The organism is Actinomadura oligospora ATCC 43269, from assembly GCF_000518265.1.
GTDB lineage: Bacteria > Actinomycetota > Actinomycetes > Streptosporangiales > Streptosporangiaceae > Spirillospora > Spirillospora oligospora.
Window position 1 is genome coordinate 78,313 of sequence record NZ_JADG01000010.1, and the last position, 16,617, is coordinate 94,929.

Genomic DNA, 16,617 nt, shown 5'->3' on the forward strand with positions numbered 1-16,617 from the left:
CGGAGGCGGAGAGCCTGGCCGCTGTCAGTGGGGGATCGTGGCGGCGGCTGCCAGGTAGAGGGACGGCTCGGAGGGGGTTCCGGCGGAGATCTCTGGGCGCCAGTCCTCCACGGGGACGAAGCCTGGGGAGAGGAGTTCCAGACCGTCCAGGAGGCTCAGGATGGCGGCCGGGTCGCGCGGCACCAGCGGAAGCGAGCAGCCCTCCGTGTAACGGGCCGCCACGGCTGCCGAGACGGAGGCGTCGGCGGCAACGGAGCCGGTGGCCGCGGATGCGCCTTCCGCAGATGCGCCTTCCGGGGATGGGTCCTCTGCGGATGAGCCTGCCGTGCGAGGGCCTGCTGGGGTTGACGCAGCGCGGGAGAGTGACTGTTCCAGCGGAGGCGGTGGTTCGGTCAGGAGCGGGATTCCCGCAGGTGGCGGCGGCGCTGCGAGGGGTGGTGTGTCCGGCGGGGTGGGCGTTCCCGGGGCGGGTTCTGTGGGGGTGTTCGTCAGGTGGGAGATGACGAGGACGCTGCCGGGTGGGAGGGCGGCGGTCAGTGTTCGGACGGTGTGCCAGGGGTCGTCGGCGTCCGTCAGGTGGTGCAGGACGGACGTGACGAGGACGCCGATCGGTTCGGACGGGTCGAGGAGGCCGTGGTCGAGGGCCTGGGCGACGAGGTCCTCGGGTTTGCGGAGGTCGGCCTGGAGGGCGGCGACGTCACCGTCGTCCACGAGGAGGGCGCGGGCGTGGACGAGGACGAGCGGGTCCTGGTCGACGTACAGGACGCGGGCGCCCGGCATGTGGCGGGACGCGATCTGGTGGACGTTGTCGTTGGTCGGCAGGCCGCAGCCGATGTCGAGGAACTGGCGCAGGCCGAGGCCCGCCAGTTCACGGACGGCGCGGCGGACGAACGCGCGGTTCGCGCGCGCGGCGTCGACCAGGCCCGGTTCGATCCGCAGCAGCTCCCGGACCAGCTCGCGGTCGACGGCGTAGTTGTCCTTGCCGCCCAGCAGGCAGTCGTAGACCCGTGCGGGCCCGGCCAGCCCGAGCACGCCCCCGTTGCTCATCGCGTGTCGTCCTCCCAGGTCAGGGGCAGCGCGTGCAGCCCCCGCACGCTCAGCCCCGTCTTCCATTGCAGCTCCGCCCGGGGAACGCCGATCCGCGCCGACGGCAGTCGCGCGATCAATGCCCCGAGGGACGCCCCGAGTTCCAGCCGGGCGAGATGGGCGCCCAGGCAGTGATGGATTCCGTGCCCGAACGCCATATGCGGGTTCTCAGGACGGTCAAGGACGATCCGTTCGGGATCGTCGAAGACCGTCGCGTCCTTGTTGGCGAGGGGACGCGCCGCGTAGACGGTCTCCCCTGCGCGCACGAGGACGCCCCCGAGTTCCACGTCCCGGACGGCCACGCGCGGCATGCCCGTTTCTGTGCCCAGCGGGACGCAGCGCAGCAACTCGTCCACGGCGGTGGGGAGTAGCGCGGGTGCGGCGACGAGCCGGTCCCAGAGGTCCCGCCTGGTGAGCAGCGTGAACACGAAGTTGGTGAGCTGGTTCGCGGTCGTCTCGTATCCGGCGACGAGGAGGCCCACTCCGAGGTTCACGAGTTCGGGCTCGGTCAGGCCGCCGTCCTCGTCGCGCGCGCGGACGAGCTCGGACAGGAGGTCGTCGGACGGTTCGTCCCGGCGCGCGGCGATGAGTTCGGAGAGGTAGCCGTCCAGGTGGGCGTGCGCGGCCTCGATCTCCTCGCGGGAGTACGCGGTGCTGGACAGGAACGCGTCCGACCAGCCCTGGAAACGGTCGCGGTCCTGCGGCGGGACGCCGAGGAGCTCGCCGATGACGGTGATCGGGAGCGGCAGCGCCAGGTCCCGCACCAGGTCGGCCGGGGGACCGGCGGCGGCCATGGCGGCGACGAGGTCGCGGGCCAGACCGTCCACCCGGGGCGCGAGCCGCTGGACGCGCCGGTGCGTGAACGCGGGCACCACCAGCCGCCGGATCCGCTGGTGGTCGGGCGGATCCATGTCGATGAGGAAGGTCTCGCGCCGGTGCGCTCCAGGCGCCCGGCCGACCGCACGAGCGCGGCTGAACACCGGGTCGGCGAGGACGCGCCGGGCCTCCTCCCACCCCGTAGCCATCCACCCGGACGCCCCGTCCGCCAACTCCACCCGCACGACCGTCCCGACAGGCCCTGCCCCGGCACGGCCCGCACGGCTTGGTTTGGCGTGGTCTGGGGCGGTGGCGGACGAACTGGTGGGGGGTGGGCATGGCGGGGAGTCGGACTCGCTCAACCGGTCACCTCCGTCCGGCAGCCCGCCACCTGGATCATCGTCCGTGGGAGGAGCGTAGGGGGCGGAGGTCAGCCGAAGGTCAGCGCGGGGGCGATCACGCGGTGTCGATCGCGGTGGGCGGTCCGGGTAGCGGATCGTGACGGCGCAGGCAGGAGCCCTCCGGCTTCGGACCAGGATCTTGACTCGATTTGACCGTGGCCGAATTCGGCCATGCCCCGTTTCACCCCTTCGCCGGACGTGCGCCACCATGATCGGGACGGAGGGAGAACGGTGGAGATCCGGATGCTCGGGCCGCTGGAGGTGACGGCCGACGACGGCGCGCGGGTCGAGCCGTCGCAGCCGCTTCAGCGAGCCGCGCTCTGCGTGCTGGCGGTGCGGGCGGGCCGTCCGGTGTCGGCGCGGGCGCTGGGGGAGCTGCTGTGGGGCGACGACGCGCCCGGACGCGGCGCGGGGGCGGTCAAGACGTGCCTGAGCGGTGTCCGCCGCGCGCTGACCCGGGACCGGCTGCCGCTCGGCCACGGCGGGTACCGGCTCGTCCCGCGCCCCGGTGACACCTTCGACCTGGTGGTCTTCCGGGATCTCGCCGCCCGCGCCCGCGAGGCGCTGGCCCGCGCGAGCGCCACCGGCGAGGTCGCCGAGGCGGAGCGGAGCAGGGAGGACGCCGCGGACCTGTTCGGCCGGGCGCTGGCCCTGTGGCGCGAGCCGGTGCTGGAGGACCTGCCCGAGACGCCGTCGCTGGCGGGCGTCCGGGCCGGGCTGCTGGGGGAGCGGCGGCGCGTCCGGGAGGAGGCGGCGGAGACGCTGCTCACGCTCGGCCGCCACCGGGACCTGGTCCCCGACCTGCGCACCTGGCTGGACGACGATCCGCTGAACGAGTCGTTCTCGGCGGCGCTGCTGCTGGCGCTGCACCGGTCCGGGCGGAAGGCGGAGGCGCTGCGCTGCTACGACCGGACCCGCGCGGCGATCATGGCCGCGACCGGGAGCGAACCGGGCAGGGCCCTGCGCCAGCTGGCCGAGCGGATCCGGTCCGAGGACGCCGACGAGACCGACAGGACGTCCGCGGGGTCCGTCCGGGAGCCGTCGCCGCTGCGCCAGCTTCCGCCCGACCTGCGCGACTTCACCGGGCACGGCGACGACCGTGACGCGGTCGAGGACCTGCTCCGCACGGCCGCGACCGCGTCCGTCCCGCCGATCGTGCACGTCACGGGCCCGCCGGGGATCGGGAAGACGGCGCTGGCGCTGCACGCGGCGCACCGGGCCGAGGACGTGTTCCCCGACGGCCAGATCCACATCCAGCTCGCCGGGGCGTCGATGGTGCCGCGCGAGATCGTCCCGGTGCTGGGGGAGGTGCTCCGGGCCCTCGGCGTCCAGAACGCGGACATGCCCGACACCCTGGACGGCCGCGCCGCGCTCTACCGGTCGCGGCTGGCCGGGCGGCGGGTGCTGGTCTTCGCCGACGACGCGGCGGACGCGGCGCAGGTCCGGCCGCTGCTGCCGGGCGAACCGGGCAGCGCGCTGCTGGTCACCGGCCGGTCCCGGCACCTCGGGCTGGACGGCGCGCGGATCGTGGACGTCCGGCCGATGTCGCCCGCCGAGGCGGTGGAGCTGCTCGGCCAGATCATCGGGCCGGAGCGGGTCGCCCGCGAACGTCCCGCCGCGGACGCGATCGTGGCGGCCTGCGACGGGTTCCCGCTCGCGCTGCGGATCGCGGGGGCGCGGCTGGCGGCGCGTCCGGCGTGGCCGCTGTCGCACCTGGCGGGCCTGCTGGACGGTCCCGGACGCCTCGACCAGATGGTCGCGGGCGACACCGCCGTCCGGACGAACATCGAGCACGCCTACGCCGCGCTGGACGAGCCGATGCGGCGGGCGTTCCGGACGCTCGCCCTCGCGGGCCCGCATCCGTTCGCGCCGTGGGTCGCGGACGTCCTGCTCGAGACCTCCGACGCGGGCGAGGTGCTGTCGGAGCTGGTGGACCGCTGCCTGCTCACCGCCTGCGGCGTGGACCGGCTCGGCCAGCCGCGGTACCGCATGCACGACCTGCTGCGCGAGTTCGCGTCCGAGCTGCTGCGCGGCGACCCCGACACCGAACCCGCGCTGGAGCGGCTGATCGTCGCCTGGCTGGAGCTCGTGGACGCCGCCGACGACCGCGCCCCGCGCGACCCCTACTTCCCGGCCCCGGCGCGGTTCCGGCAGCGCACCATGGTCGGCGCCGACCTCGTCGGACGGCTCGTCGCGCCCGACCCGGCGGCGTGGATCGACAGCGAGATGGCCAACCTGCGGACGATCGTGGAGGTCGCCTGCGTCGCGAACCGGCACCGGCTCGCGACCGGGATCGTCATGCGCCTCGCCGCGCACTCCCACCTGCACCGCAAGCACTTCGAGGTGGAGTACCTGTGGCGGCTGGTCGCGCGCGCCGCGACCGACGCCGGGGACCCCGAGACCGCCGCCTACGCCCGGTTCCGGAGCGCGGCCGTCCTGGCGGGCGACCAGTCCCGGCCCGCTGACGCGCTTCCGCTGGTGGACGAGGCGGCCGAGGTGTTCGAACAGGTGGAGAACCACCGCGACCTGTCGCGCGTGCTCGGCCTGCGCGCCTTCTGCCGCCAGGCCCTCGACCGTCCCGAGGAGGCCGTCCGGGACGCCGAGCGCGGCCTGGCGCTCGCCGAGCGGACGGGCGAACGGCACGCCGAGCTGAGCTGCCTGCGCGTGCTCGGCCTCGCCCTGAGCAAGCTCGGCGACCACGCGCGCGCCGTCGCGTCCGCCGAACGGGCCCTCGCGATAGGCCGTGAGCTGGGCGAACCCGCCTACCAGGGCATCGCGCTGTTCAGCCTCGTCCGGATCTACGACGAGGCCGGACGCCCCGACCGCGTCCCGGCGCTCTGCGAGGAGGGCCTCGCGCTCACCCGCAGCATCGACCACGTCCTCGGCGCGGCGTACTTCCACGAGCAGTGGGGGTACGCGCACCAGGGCATGGGCCAGCACGCGCAGGCCGTCGCGCGGCTCCGGCTGGCCATCGACCTGTTCGCCTCGCAACAGGCCGTGGCCGCCGAAGCCGCCTGCCGCGAACGCCTCACCGAAAGCCTCGACGCCCTCCGCGCCGAGAAGGCGACGCGCAACTGAGGGCCGAACAAAGGGCCGAAGAGGTCAGAAGAGGGTCGGGGGCTCTGCCGGGACGGGCTCGGGCAGCGGTTCGAGGTCCGGGACGAGCGTCCGCACCTCGTCGTGGAAGCGGCGGGCCAGGGTGAGGGCCTCGGCGTTGTCGGGCGTGTGGACGAACACGGTCGGGGAGCGGCCCTCGCGCAGCCATTCCGCCGTGACGTCCACCCAGTGCCGCCAGCCCTCGACCGTGCGGTCCACGTCGTCCCGGCCCAGGTAGCGGACGATCGGACGGTCCGTCAGGGCCCGTGAGCGGCGCGGGAGGCGTGGCTTCTTGGTCCAGGCGTCCCGCTCGGCGTCGCTGGTCGGCGGGTCGGCGAACATCGTGACCGTGTCGAACGGCACCCACTCGGCGTCCACCCCGGCGAGGACGCGTTCGAGCATGCGCCCGGCCCGCTCGTCCTCGTAGAACGCCCGGTGCCGGACCTCCACCGCCAGGCGCTGCGAGCGCGGGAAGCGCCGCAGGAACGCGTGGAGCGTCCCCAGATCGTTGGGCCCGAACGAGCCGGGCAACTGCACCCACAACGCGTGCGCACGAGGTCCGAGCGGTTCCATCGCGGTCAGGAAGGCCCGCATCTCCTCGTCGGCCCCGACAAGGCGATGCTCGTGGGTGACCGTCTTCGGCAGCTTCACCACGAGGCGGAAGTCGGGGGAGGTCTGCTCGGCCCAGGTACGCACGGTCTCCACGGACGGCGTCGCGTAGAACGTCGTGTTCCCCTCGACGGCGTTGCACCAGGACGCGTAGGCGCGCAGCCGCTCGTTCGGCGGCAGCGGATGCGGGATCAACCGTCCTCTCCAGGGAGCAAGAGTCCACATCGCACATCCCACATGAAGCCGCATGGCCTCGACCGTATCCCGATCCCGGACGCCGTCACGCCGCATGAGCTGGGAGGAGGAGCCTGGCGAGGATTCCAGGTAAAGAACAGGTGAGACTGTTCAGTTTTACCTTGACAGGTTGGGCTGCTGATATACGGTGGAGGCATGGAGAAGTCCGCCGGGGAGGTCCCCGAGCAGGTGGGGGAGACGGCCGTGAGCGCGGCGCGCGAGGTGCGGGTGGTGTTCAGCCGCCTGCGCCGCAGGCTGCGCGAGATCGGCGGGAACGACGTGCTCACGCCGTCCCAGACGTCCGTGCTGAGCAGGCTCAGCCGGGGCGAGGCGATGACCGCGAGCGAGCTCGCCGTCGCCGAGGGGGTGCGTCCGCAGTCGATGGCCGCGACCCTCGCCGCGCTGGAGGGGCACGGCGTGGTCCGGCGCGACCCCGACCCGAACGACGGACGCCGCCAGCTCGTCTCGCTCACCGGCGGCGGGCACGACTTCATCGCGGGCAGCAGGCAGGCCCGCGAGGAGTGGATGGCGCGCGCCCTGCAGCACGACTTCACCGAGGCCGAACGGAGCACCCTCATCGAAGCACTCGCCCTGCTGGACCGCCTCGCCCAGTCCTGACCGTCCGACCGAACACCAAGGGGCAGAACCATGGCCGTCACCACGCTCGACGAGCGCACCGCGCTGGTGCTGATCGACCTCCAGCGGGGCATCGCTGGCATGCCCACGCAGCCGCACCCCGCCGCGGACGTCATCGCCCGGTCAGCCGAGCTCGCCGCCGCGTTCCGCGCGCGAGGGCTGCCGGTCGTCCTGGTCAACGTGTCGTTCGCGCCGGACGGCTCGGACGCTCCGACCGGCCGCACCGAGGTCGCCCGCCCCGGCGGCGCACCGGCCGAGGGCTGGGACCGGATCGTCGACGAGGTCGGCGCGCAGCCGTCCGACATCCGGGTCACCAAGCGAAACTGGGGCGCCTTCCACGGCACCGACCTCGACCTCCAGCTGCGCCGCCGGGGTGTCACCCAGATCGTGCTGACGGGCATCGCGACCAGCATCGGCGTCGAGTCCACGGCGCGCGCCGCCTACGAGCACGGCTACAACGTGGCGCTCGCGACCGACGCGATGTCCGACCGCTCGACCGCGTCCCACGAGCACAGCGTCGCGGAGATCTTCCCGCGCCTCGGCGAGACCGCCACCACCGCCGAGATCCTGGACGTCCTGGCCAAGACCCACTGACCGCGCCCACCACGCATGACCCGCTGGCAGAAGTCGCCGCAGAGGCGCTGGCTGAGATTCGCTGGCCGAGACCCGAGACCGTTAGCCGAGGCCCGCCGTTCCTCCGCCTGTCCAGAGGGGGAGGCCGGGGGTCTGCCAGGCGTGGCCGTCGGTGGTCACCCCGAACGCCTCGATGCCGGGCATGGCGGAGACCCAGGCGCGGGCGGCGTCGCCCATGGCGAAGCCCGCGGTGGCCAGGGCGTCCACGTGGGTCAGGTGGCGGCCGACCAGGGTCAGCGAGACCAGGCCGGTCGCCGGGTGGCCGGACCTCGGGTCGACGATGTGGCCGCCGCGCTCGGACGTCCCCGACGTCGCGACGGCGATGTCGGTGCCGGTGACGACGGTCATGAGGTCGCCGCGGTGGTGCGGGTGCGCGAGGCCGATCCGCCAGGGGAGGCCGGGCCCGGCGGAGCCGCGTGCCTGGACGTCGCCGCCCGCGTTCACGCAGTGGTCGGTCGCGCCCGCCTCGAACAGCAGGTCAGAGGCGTCCTCGGCGGCCCAGCCCTTCACCATCCCGGACGGGTCGAGCCGTCCGCCGGGCGTCCAGGTGAACCGGCCGTCGCTCTCCTCGGCGATCCGCGCGCACAGCCCCAGCACCTCGCCGACCTCGGGGCGGCACGCGTCGAGCGTGAGCGTCCCGTCGGCGAGGCGGCTGATCTCGCTGTCCGGACGGTAGGTCGAGAACACCGCGTCCACGTGCCGCAGCCGTTCCTCCGCCGCGTCCAGGGCACGGGAGATCCCGGGCGTCATCGGGGTCCGCACGTCGAACGAGACCACCGTGCCCATCACGTGGACGACGCGGACCTCGCGCCCGCCGCCGGACTCAGCCATGGGCCTTGTCCAGGGCGCTCTGCAGCGAGCCGATGTAGCCCTCGCTGGTGTAGGTGGCGCCGGAGACGGTGTCGATCCGCGCGTTCCCGGCCGCGAGCGCCGCCTGCGTGAGGCGCGGGATCGACATCTCCGCCAGCCGCCGGTCCCGCCCGTTCTCGGACGGCGCCTGGAGCACCTTCACCCCGGTCAGCTTCCCGCGCTTCATGGTCACCTGGACCTGGACGGGCCCGTACCGGGTGTCGACGACGTCCCCGGTGTAGGTGCCGTTCGCGCCCGTCCCCGAGGTCTTCGACGACCCGGACGCCCCGGACGACCCGTGCGGTGCCACGGTCGCGGACCCGGATCCGGCCCCGCCCGACCCTCCACCGGACGGCCCGGACGCGGCGGCGAGCCCGCCGTGGTGCGGCTTCAGCGCCAGCAGCAGGCCGACCCCGGCGACCGTCGCGCTGGTGGTGAGGACGGCTCGGCGCATCGCGTGCTCTCCTCCCCGGGCCCGTGGGGCCCGTGTTCGGAACGTCGGGACGGTCAGAATGTCAAAGCGGTCAAAAGCCCAAACGCAGGCAGCGTGTCGAAGGTGTCAGAACTCGAAGGACTCCTGGTGAACATGTCGTGCCGGGACGCCCGCCTCGCGCAGCGCCCGGTGCGCCGCGCGGGTCATGCCGGGCGGGCCGCACAGGTACACGTCGCGCTCGGCGACGTCGGGGACGACCGTCCGCAGGGAGTCGGCGGTCAGGGGGAGGGAGTATTCGGCGGGGTCGTCCACGAAGCAGAGCACCCGGCGACCGTCGCGGGCGGCGATGGCCTCCAGCTCGCCCCGGAGGGCCAGGTCCTCGGCGCGGCGGGCCAGGTAGATCAGGGTGACGTCGCCGCGCAGGGTCTCGAACAGCGCGCGCAGCGGGGTGATCCCGACACCGCCCGCGAGCAGCAGCACCCGCCGTCGCGTCCGCCTGGCCTCGGTGAACGCGCCGTACGGGCCCTCCGCCCAGACCCGCGTGCCGGGACGGAGCCGGACCAGCCCGCGGCTGTGGTCCCCGGCCGCCTTGACCGTGATCCGCAGCAGGCCGTCCCGGGCCGGGGCCGACAGCGAGTACGGGTTCGCCGCCCACCACATGCCCGGCGCGAGGAACCGCCAGCGGAGGAACTGGCCGGGCCGGGCCGCGAGGTCGTCCAGGCGGCGCCCGGTGACGTACACCGACACCACGCCCGGCGACTCGAACCGCACCTCGGACACCCGCATCCGGTGCCGCAGGTTCCGCCGGGCAGGGACGGTGAACCGGTACCAGGCCAGCACGAGCGAGACGCCGACGAACAGCGCGTACCAGAAGTACCGCGCCACGGGCTGGTCGGCGAACTGGGCGCCGTTCGCCAGCTGGTGGAAGAACACGAGGAAGATCGCCAGGTAGGTGCCGAGGTGGATCAGGTGCCAGACCTCGTACCGCAGCCGCCGCCGGGCCAGCCGCGCCGAGGTGATCCCGACCGCGAACAACAGCAGCGTGCCCAGCGTCGCCTTGAGCATCTCCGGATAGTGGAAGACGAGGTCGCCGGTCTCGCTGATCACGTTCTTCCGGTCCGTCAGCGCGTATCCCCAGATGACCAGCAGGACGTGGGCGAGGGCCAGGCACACGGTGTACCGGCCGCCCGCCGCGTGCCAGCGCGCGAGCCGGTCGGTCCCGACGCCGCCCTCCAGCGCCGGGACGCGGGCCATCAGCGCGAGCATCACCGCGCAGCCGTAGGCCGCCAGCAGCCCGGTGACGCGGGCTCCGTCGGTCAGCCACCCGGCGGCCCCCACGACCGAGTCCGTGCCGTGCCACCACAGCGCCAGGACCGCGAGGCCGCCCGCGTAGACCACGCCGAGGACCCCTTCGGGCCGCAGGCCGCGCCGACGCCGTCCCGCCGGTGCGCGGCGCGCGTTCGGCAGGGTGTGCCCGGAACGTACCGCGGTCATGGAGCCCCCCTTTCGATCGGCGTGCCGTCACAGTGCCAGCCGAATCTCTGAGAACCCTCAGAACCGTCGTCCACCAGGCGCTTCTGAGGAGATACAGAGGGAACTCAGAGGAAAGGAGGTGAAACTGGGGGCACCATGGACGATGTTCGAGGACTGAGTCACGCCGACGGGTCGCCCGTCCGCGTGCTCGTGGTGGACGACGAGCCGGACCTGACCGACGTGCTGGGGCGCGTCCTGGCCCAGGAGGGCTGGCAGGTGCGGACGGCCGCCGACGGGGCCGGGGCGATCGCGGTCGCGCGCGAGTTCCGTCCGGACGCGGTGGTCCTGGACATCATGCTCCCCGACATCGACGGCCTGCGCGTCCTGCGCGAGCTGCGGGCCGCCTCACCCGAGGTCTGCGTGCTGTTCCTCACCGCCCGGGACGCCGTGGAGGACCGGGTCGCCGGGATCACCGCGGGCGGCGACGACTACGTCACCAAGCCGTTCAGCCTCGAGGAGCTCCTCGCCCGGCTGCGGGGGCTGCTGCGCCGGGCCGGGCTGACCCGCCGCGCCGCCGCGTCCGCGCTGCTCACCGTGGGCGGGCTCAGCATGGACGAGGACGCCCGCGAGGTCACCCGGGACGGCGAGGTCGTCGAGCTGACCCCGACCGAGTTCGAGCTGCTGCGGTTCCTGATGCGCAACCCGCGCCGGGTGCTGAGCAAGGAGCAGATCCTCGACCGGGTGTGGAGCTACGACTTCGGCGGCCGGGCGCACGTCGTCGAGCTGTACGTGAGCTACCTGCGCAAGAAGATCGACGCGGGCCGGACCCCGATGATCCACACCGTCCGCGGCGTCGGCTACGTCCTCAAGCCGGAGCCCCGGTGACCCGCGACGGCTCCGGCGACCGCCCCCGCGACGGCTCCGGGGACCGCCTCCGCGACGGTTCTGGCGATCGTCCCCGCGAGGGCTCCGGCGGTCGTCTCCGCGACCGATTCGGCGATCGTCTCCGGGGGCTGTTTCCGCGGACGTTGCGGGCGCGGCTCACGCTCGGGCTGGTCGCGCTGCTGGCGTTCTGCTGCCTGGCCGTCGGGATCGCGACGGTCACCGCGCTGCGCGGCTTCCTGGTCGGACGCGTCGACGAGCAGATCGCCGCCCTCGGCCCGCGCCTGGCCGCCGGGCTGGAGCACGAGCGGCGGCCGGACGCCGACAACCGCGTCCCCGACACCCGCGGGGTGCCGCCGAACACGTTCGCCGCGCGGCTGTTCAGGGGCCGGGTGACCGCCGCCGGGGTCGTCCGGGACCAGGCGGTCGTGGGCGTCCCGGTGAGCGCCGCCGACGCCCGCGCGCTCCTCGCCCTGCCGCCGGACCGCAAGCCACGCACCGTCCGGCTGTCCACGCTGCGCGCCTACCGGATGGCGGCCTACGTGGGCGACGACCGCGACGTCCTGGTCACCGGGCTGCCGCTGCGTCCGGTGGAGGAGACGACGCGGCGGCTGGCGCGGGTCGAGCTGGCGGTGTTCGGGGCCGTCCTGGTGCTCGCCGCGTTCGCCGCCGCGGGGTGGGTGCGGCTGACGCTGCGCCCGCTCCGCCGGGTCGCGGCGACCGCGTCGCGGGTCGCCGAGCTGCCGCTGGCCAGCGGCCAGGTCGAGCTGCCCGAGCGCGTCCCGGACGCCGACCCGCGCACCGAGGTCGGACGGGTCGGAGCGGCGTTCAACCGGATGCTCGGGCACGTCGCGGACGCCCTCGCCCGGCGGCACGCCAGCGAGGAGCGGCTGCGCGGCTTCGCCGCCGACGCCAGCCACGAACTGCGCACCCCGGTCGCCACGATCCGCGGCCACGCCGAGCTGGCGCTGCGCCGCCCGGACGGCGACGCGGACCGGACCCCCGATGACGTCCGGCACGCGCTCGGCCGGATCCAGGCCGAGTCGGTCCGGATGGGCGACATGGTGGAGGACCTGCTGCTCCTCGCCCGGCTCGACGCGGGCCGTCCGCTGGCCGCCGAGCCGGTCGACCTCACCCGGATGGTCCTGGACGCCGTCGCCGACGCCCGCGTGGCGGGCCCGGACCACCGCTGGACGATGGAACTGCCCGAGGATCCGGTCACGCTGCGCGGGGACGAGCACCGGCTGCACCAGATGCTCGCGAACCTGCTGGCCAACGCCCGCACGCACACCCCGCCCGGGACGCGCGTGACCGTCCGGCTGGAGCGGCCCCGGGCGGGCGGGGGCGCGGTGCTGGAGGTGGAGGACGATGGTCCGGGCGTGCCCGCCGACCTGCGGAACGCGGTGTTCGACCGGTTCGTCCGAGGGGACCGGGGGCGGTCCCGCGCGTCCGGGAGCACCGGGCTCGGGCTGGCCATCGTCGCGGGCGTCGCCGCCGCGCACGGCGGACGCGCCGAACTCGACTCCGTCCCGGGCCGGACGATCTTCCGGGTCACGCTGCCGGGACGTCCACCCGCGTGACCTGCGACGCCTCCGCCGCGCGCCTGCGGCGCGGCCGGGCCACGCCGAACGCGGCGAGGGCCACGACACCGGCGACGCACAGCCACGCGAACGTGTCGCCGATGACGTCGTAGACGGTCGTCCCGCCGCGCGTCGGGACGTGGGCAACGGTCGTCTCCGCCCCGGCGGCGAAGGTGTCGGCGGTCGCCAGGACCCGTCCGTGCCGGTCGAACACGCCGCTCACGCCCTGGCCGTCCTGCCGGAACAGGGCGTAACCGCCCTCGATCGCGCGCAGCGACGCCTTGCGGGTGTGCGCCTCGCCGTACTCGCGCCAGTCGTGCGACGGGACGAGCACGATGTCGGCGCGGACCCGCATCATCGCGGGGAAGTCGGCGTCGTAGCAGATGACGTTCGCGAGCCGTCCGTACGGCGTGTCCACGACGGGGACGCGCCCGTCGCCGGGCTTGAACGTCTCCGAGCCGGGGATGGGGTGTGCCTTCTGGTACGTCCACAGGACGGCGCCGTCCGGGCCGATGAGCAGGGTCTCGTCCTTCCCGAAGGACGGCCCGGTGGCGGCGAACACGTTCAGGCCGATCTCCAGGTAGATCCCGTCGCGGCGCGCCTCGGCGCGGGCGGCGCCGATCGTGGCCCGCTCGTCGGACTCCCGCACGGACACGGCGTTCTCCGGCCAGGTGACGATCTTCGCGCCCGCGACCGCCTCCCGGCGGGTGCTGGCGAGCAGGTCGTTCCGCACGGCGAGCATCGCGGGCAGGACCGCGGCGTCGGGCGCGGTCGCGACGTCACGGCGTCCGCCGCCGACCGCCCGGATCGCCGCCTTCTGAGCCGCGCGCAGTTCCGGCCGCGGCCCGACCCCCGCGATCCGCACGGTGTGCTGCGGCTCCGAGAAGAACGCCAGCCGCACACTCCCGAACCCGACCACGGCGAGCAACACCCCCGCGAACACCGCACACGGCCAGGCGACCCGCCGCGCCCGCTCGGCCTGAGACGTCCGCTCGGTGTGAGGCGTCTGCCCGTCGTGGGGCGTGCGGTCGGTCTGGGGTGTCTGGTCGGCGGGGCTTGTCAGGACGGCCCAGACGAGGTTGGCGACCGACGCGGACCAGGCGATGAGGAATCCGATTCCGTAGGCCCCGGTGACCGCGGTGATCTGTAGCAGCGGCAGCTCGCCGTACTGGGTGACGGCGAGGACGCCGAAGGCCGTTCCGAACGGCGTGACCAGCGTCAACAGGAACTCGGACGCCGCGACCGCCGCAGGGAAGGCCATCAGCGCGGCCCACGCCGGGAGCCTGCACGCCAGCCACCGGTCCAGGACGTACGGGACCGTCCGCAGCGCGCCGATCGCGACGGCCCCGACGACGATCACCGGGCCGGAGCCGAGCGCGGACTCCCACGTCCAGAACAGGGCGGCGGCGACGTTCGCGGCCCAGATCCCGGTGACGGCGGTCCAGGCGCGGCCCGTCCGGGAGAAGCGGAGCAGCAGGACGGGGAAGATCCAGGCCGCCAGGGCGATGTCCCAGCGACCGCCGACCGCGAGCAGCATCAGCGCGGTCCCGGCGGCGAGGAGAGCGGTTCTTTGCATGCTTCGACGCTAGGTAGGCGAACCCTCACGGCGCGTCCTCCCGGGCGACGAACCCACGCGGGCCCCGCGCAACCTTCGATGCGCCGCGCGGACGATGTGCCGCCGTGTCCGCGCGACCTAGGGTTGGCGGCGAAATGAGTACTTCTGCCCTGGCCGTCCTGCGCGGCACGCGAGTCCGGTTCGCCGGGCGTCCCTGGCTGGCCGACGCGGCGCTCGGCGGTGGCCTCAGCCTGCTCGACGCGGCGACGCTGCTCGCCAGGGACCCGGCGCCGAGCCCGTCGGGCGCGCTGCTGTGGGCGGCCCAGACCGTCCCGCTGCTGTGGCGTCGGCGTCGGCCACGGACCGTCCTCGCCGCCATGACCGTCCTGTTCGCGCTGTTCGAGGCCCTGGACCCGGTCCCCGGCAAGACCCCCGGCCCCTACTTCCTGATCTTCGGCGTGTACGCGGTCGCCCGGTACCGTCCCGTCCGGGACGGCCTGACCGCGACGGCGCTGGCGCTGGCCGCCGCGACCGCCGCCGAGCTCCTCACCGGACGGGCCGAGCCGCCGCGTCCCGACTCGCTCAACCCGGACTCGCCCACGGCGTTCGCCGCGTACTTCGCCGTCGCGTTCCTGCTCGGCTGCGGACGCCGCCGCATCGAGGCCGACGCCCGCAGGCTGCGCGACCTGAACGACCGGCTGCGCGCCGAGCGGGAGACCAACGCGCGGCAGGCCGTCGTCGCCGAGCGCGCCCGCATCGCGGGCGAACTGCACGACGTCGTCGCCCACCACGTCAGCGCCATCGCCGTCCAGGCCCGCTCCACCGAGGACGCCCTCACCACCACCCCGCCCTCCTCCCCCCGCGACACCGGGGACATCTGGGACACCGCGCACGTCTGCGAGAACGCGCACGTCTGCGACAGCGCGTACGCCTGCGATGTTGCGCGCGCCCGCGACACCGCGGACACGGCCGAGGTCGTCGGGGTCGCGCGGCAGGGTGTCGTGCGCATCGCGGAGACGGCGGACACCGCGCTTGTCGAGATGCGCCGGATCCTCGGGCTGCTCTCGGTCGGGGGTGACGGCGAGGGGGCGGAGCCGTCGCTCGCGCATCTGGACCGGCTCGTCCAGGCCGCGGAGGCGGCCGGGTGCCGGGTCAGCGTCGCGGTCGACGCCGTCACCGGCCCGGCGGGCGCGCTCCCGGCGGCGTTGCAGGCGTCCGCGTACCGGGTCGTCCGGGAGGCGGTCACGAACGTGCTGAAGCACGCGGGACCGGTCGGCGTCGCCGTCGTCGTCGCCCGCGACGCGTCCGCGCTGCGTGTCGAGGTCGTGAACGGGCCGCCCGGCGACGGCCACCGCCCGGTGCCGGGCTCGGGACGCGGGCTGCTCGGAATGCGCGAGCGCGTCACCGCGTTCGGCGGCACCCTGGACGCCGGTCCCACCCCGGACGGCGGCTGGAGGGTCGCCGCCCTGATCCCCCTGGAGGAACGGCGATGACGATCCGCGTGCTGCTCGTCGACGACCAGGACATGGTGCGGGCCGCGCTCCGCGCCGTCCTCGACCGCCGGGAGGACCTGACCGTCGTCGGCGAGGCCGCCGACGGGGAGCGGGCGGTCGAGGCGGCCGTCCGCCTGCGTCCGGACGTGGTGGTCATGGACGTCCGGATGCCCGGGGTGAACGGCGTCGAGGCCACGGGCCGCCTCCTCGCCGACTGGCCCGACGACGCCGGACCCGCGCCGCGCGTGCTCGTCCTCACCACCTTCGACCTGGACGAGTACGTGCACGCCGCGCTGCGCGCCGGGGCCTCGGGGTTCCTGCTGAAGAACAGCCCGGCCGAGGAGTTCGCGCAGGCCGTCCGGGTGGTCGCGGCGGGCGAGGCGATGCTCGCCCCCAGCGTGACCCGGCGACTCATCGGCGTCTTCACCGCACTGCCCGCAGGCCGCGCCGCCGCCGGACCCGGTGCCGGTGCCGGTGCGGCCGCCGGTGACGGTGCCGGACGGCCCTCCGGTCGTGGTCGCCTCGACCTGCTCACCGAGCGCGAACTGGACGTCCTGCTCCTGGTCGCGCGAGGCCACTCCAACCAGCGGATCGCCACCGAGCTCGGACTCACCCAGGCGAACGTGAAGAGCCGGGTGAACCGGATCCTCGTCCGCCTCGGCCTGGAGAACCGCGTCCAGGCGGCGATCCTCGCGCATGAGGCGGGCCTCCTGACCGGCTGACCCGCCGGATCGGCCAAGATCCGGTCCGTCCAGAGTAAAAACTGGCCGGACCAGGACATTCGGCCTTCACATATCGCCTGCTCAGGCGCACTCTCCAAGCACCAGCCAACCAGGGCGCC

Annotated in this window: 14 protein-coding genes; 7 read left to right on the forward strand and 7 right to left on the reverse strand. The window is 74.4% G+C overall.

Annotated elements, in window-relative coordinates; all coding sequences use genetic code 11:
- Nucleotides 1-24: 24 nt before the first annotated feature.
- Nucleotides 25-1,047 carry an SAM-dependent methyltransferase gene (locus P696_RS52500; RefSeq protein WP_051467746.1) on the reverse strand — a complete coding sequence of 341 codons (1,023 nt, stop codon included), beginning with the start codon at nt 1,045-1,047 and terminating at the stop codon, nt 25-27.
- The gene (locus tag P696_RS45975) at nt 1,044-2,111 is read right to left on the reverse strand and encodes a cytochrome P450 (protein ID WP_170026487.1); all 1,068 of its coding nucleotides are present in this window, start codon (nt 2,109-2,111) and stop codon (nt 1,044-1,046) included. The genes P696_RS52500 and P696_RS45975 overlap by 4 nt, the downstream gene beginning before the upstream one ends.
- Nucleotides 2,112-2,534: 423 nt before the next feature.
- Between P696_RS45975 and P696_RS45980 the strand changes: the two genes are divergently transcribed.
- The gene (locus P696_RS45980; RefSeq protein ID WP_051467748.1) at nt 2,535-5,381 is read left to right on the forward strand and encodes an AfsR/SARP family transcriptional regulator; all 2,847 of its coding nucleotides are present in this window, start codon (nt 2,535-2,537) and stop codon (nt 5,379-5,381) included.
- A 24-nt stretch (nt 5,382-5,405) separates the two neighbouring features.
- On the opposite strand, the gene P696_RS0116450 is transcribed toward P696_RS45980, so the two are convergent.
- Nucleotides 5,406-6,203 (reverse strand): DUF72 domain-containing protein, encoded by a 798-nt coding sequence (locus tag P696_RS0116450; protein WP_245627694.1) that lies wholly within the window; start codon nt 6,201-6,203, stop codon nt 5,406-5,408.
- A gap of 195 nt (nt 6,204-6,398) precedes the next feature.
- Here P696_RS0116450 and P696_RS0116455 point away from each other — a divergent pair, with 195 nt between their 5' ends.
- Both P696_RS0116455 and P696_RS0116460 read left to right on the forward strand, forming a co-directional pair.
- The gene (locus P696_RS0116455) at nt 6,399-6,860 is read left to right on the forward strand and encodes a MarR family winged helix-turn-helix transcriptional regulator (RefSeq protein WP_026413198.1); all 462 of its coding nucleotides are present in this window, start codon (nt 6,399-6,401) and stop codon (nt 6,858-6,860) included.
- Nucleotides 6,861-6,890: 30 nt separating this feature from the next.
- On the forward strand, nt 6,891-7,472 hold the full coding sequence (locus P696_RS0116460; RefSeq protein WP_026413199.1) for a hydrolase: 582 nt from the start codon (nt 6,891-6,893) through the stop codon (nt 7,470-7,472).
- Nucleotides 7,473-7,553: 81 nt separating this feature from the next.
- On the opposite strand, the gene P696_RS0116465 is transcribed toward P696_RS0116460, so the two are convergent.
- From P696_RS0116465 to P696_RS0116475, 3 genes are all read right to left on the reverse strand, one after another.
- Nucleotides 7,554-8,342 carry an FAD:protein FMN transferase gene (locus tag P696_RS0116465; protein WP_051467749.1) on the reverse strand — a complete coding sequence of 263 codons (789 nt, stop codon included), beginning with the start codon at nt 8,340-8,342 and terminating at the stop codon, nt 7,554-7,556.
- Nucleotides 8,335-8,814, reverse strand: coding sequence for an FMN-binding protein (locus P696_RS0116470; protein ID WP_026413201.1), 480 nt, complete (start codon nt 8,812-8,814; stop codon nt 8,335-8,337). The genes P696_RS0116465 and P696_RS0116470 overlap by 8 nt, the downstream gene beginning before the upstream one ends.
- Nucleotides 8,815-8,919: 105 nt before the next feature.
- Complete coding sequence (locus P696_RS0116475; protein WP_051467750.1) at nt 8,920-10,287, reverse strand: ferredoxin reductase family protein; 1,368 nt, start codon at nt 10,285-10,287, stop codon at nt 8,920-8,922.
- Between the two features lie 135 nt (nt 10,288-10,422).
- Between P696_RS0116475 and P696_RS0116480 the strand changes: the two genes are divergently transcribed.
- Together P696_RS0116480 and P696_RS0116485 are read left to right on the forward strand one after the other, a co-directional pair.
- On the forward strand, nt 10,423-11,151 hold the full coding sequence (locus P696_RS0116480; protein WP_026413203.1) for a response regulator transcription factor: 729 nt from the start codon (nt 10,423-10,425) through the stop codon (nt 11,149-11,151).
- A complete protein-coding gene (locus P696_RS0116485; RefSeq protein WP_245627695.1) occupies nt 11,148-12,728 on the forward strand; it encodes a sensor histidine kinase in 1,581 nt (526 codons plus the stop codon). The genes P696_RS0116480 and P696_RS0116485 overlap by 4 nt, the downstream gene beginning before the upstream one ends.
- Here the strand turns inward: P696_RS0116485 and P696_RS45985 are convergent.
- Nucleotides 12,700-14,304, reverse strand: coding sequence for a nitrilase-related carbon-nitrogen hydrolase (locus P696_RS45985; protein ID WP_051467751.1), 1,605 nt, complete (start codon nt 14,302-14,304; stop codon nt 12,700-12,702). The two genes, P696_RS0116485 and P696_RS45985, sit on opposite strands and share 29 nt — an antisense overlap.
- 134 nt (nt 14,305-14,438) lie before the next feature.
- Here P696_RS45985 and P696_RS0116495 point away from each other — a divergent pair, with 134 nt between their 5' ends.
- Both P696_RS0116495 and P696_RS0116500 read left to right on the forward strand, forming a co-directional pair.
- On the forward strand, nt 14,439-15,776 hold the full coding sequence (locus tag P696_RS0116495; protein WP_026413205.1) for a sensor histidine kinase: 1,338 nt from the start codon (nt 14,439-14,441) through the stop codon (nt 15,774-15,776).
- Nucleotides 15,773-16,498 (forward strand): response regulator transcription factor, encoded by a 726-nt coding sequence (locus P696_RS0116500; RefSeq protein WP_026413206.1) that lies wholly within the window; start codon nt 15,773-15,775, stop codon nt 16,496-16,498. The genes P696_RS0116495 and P696_RS0116500 overlap by 4 nt, the downstream gene beginning before the upstream one ends.
- The last annotated feature ends 119 nt before the right edge of the window (nt 16,499-16,617 follow it).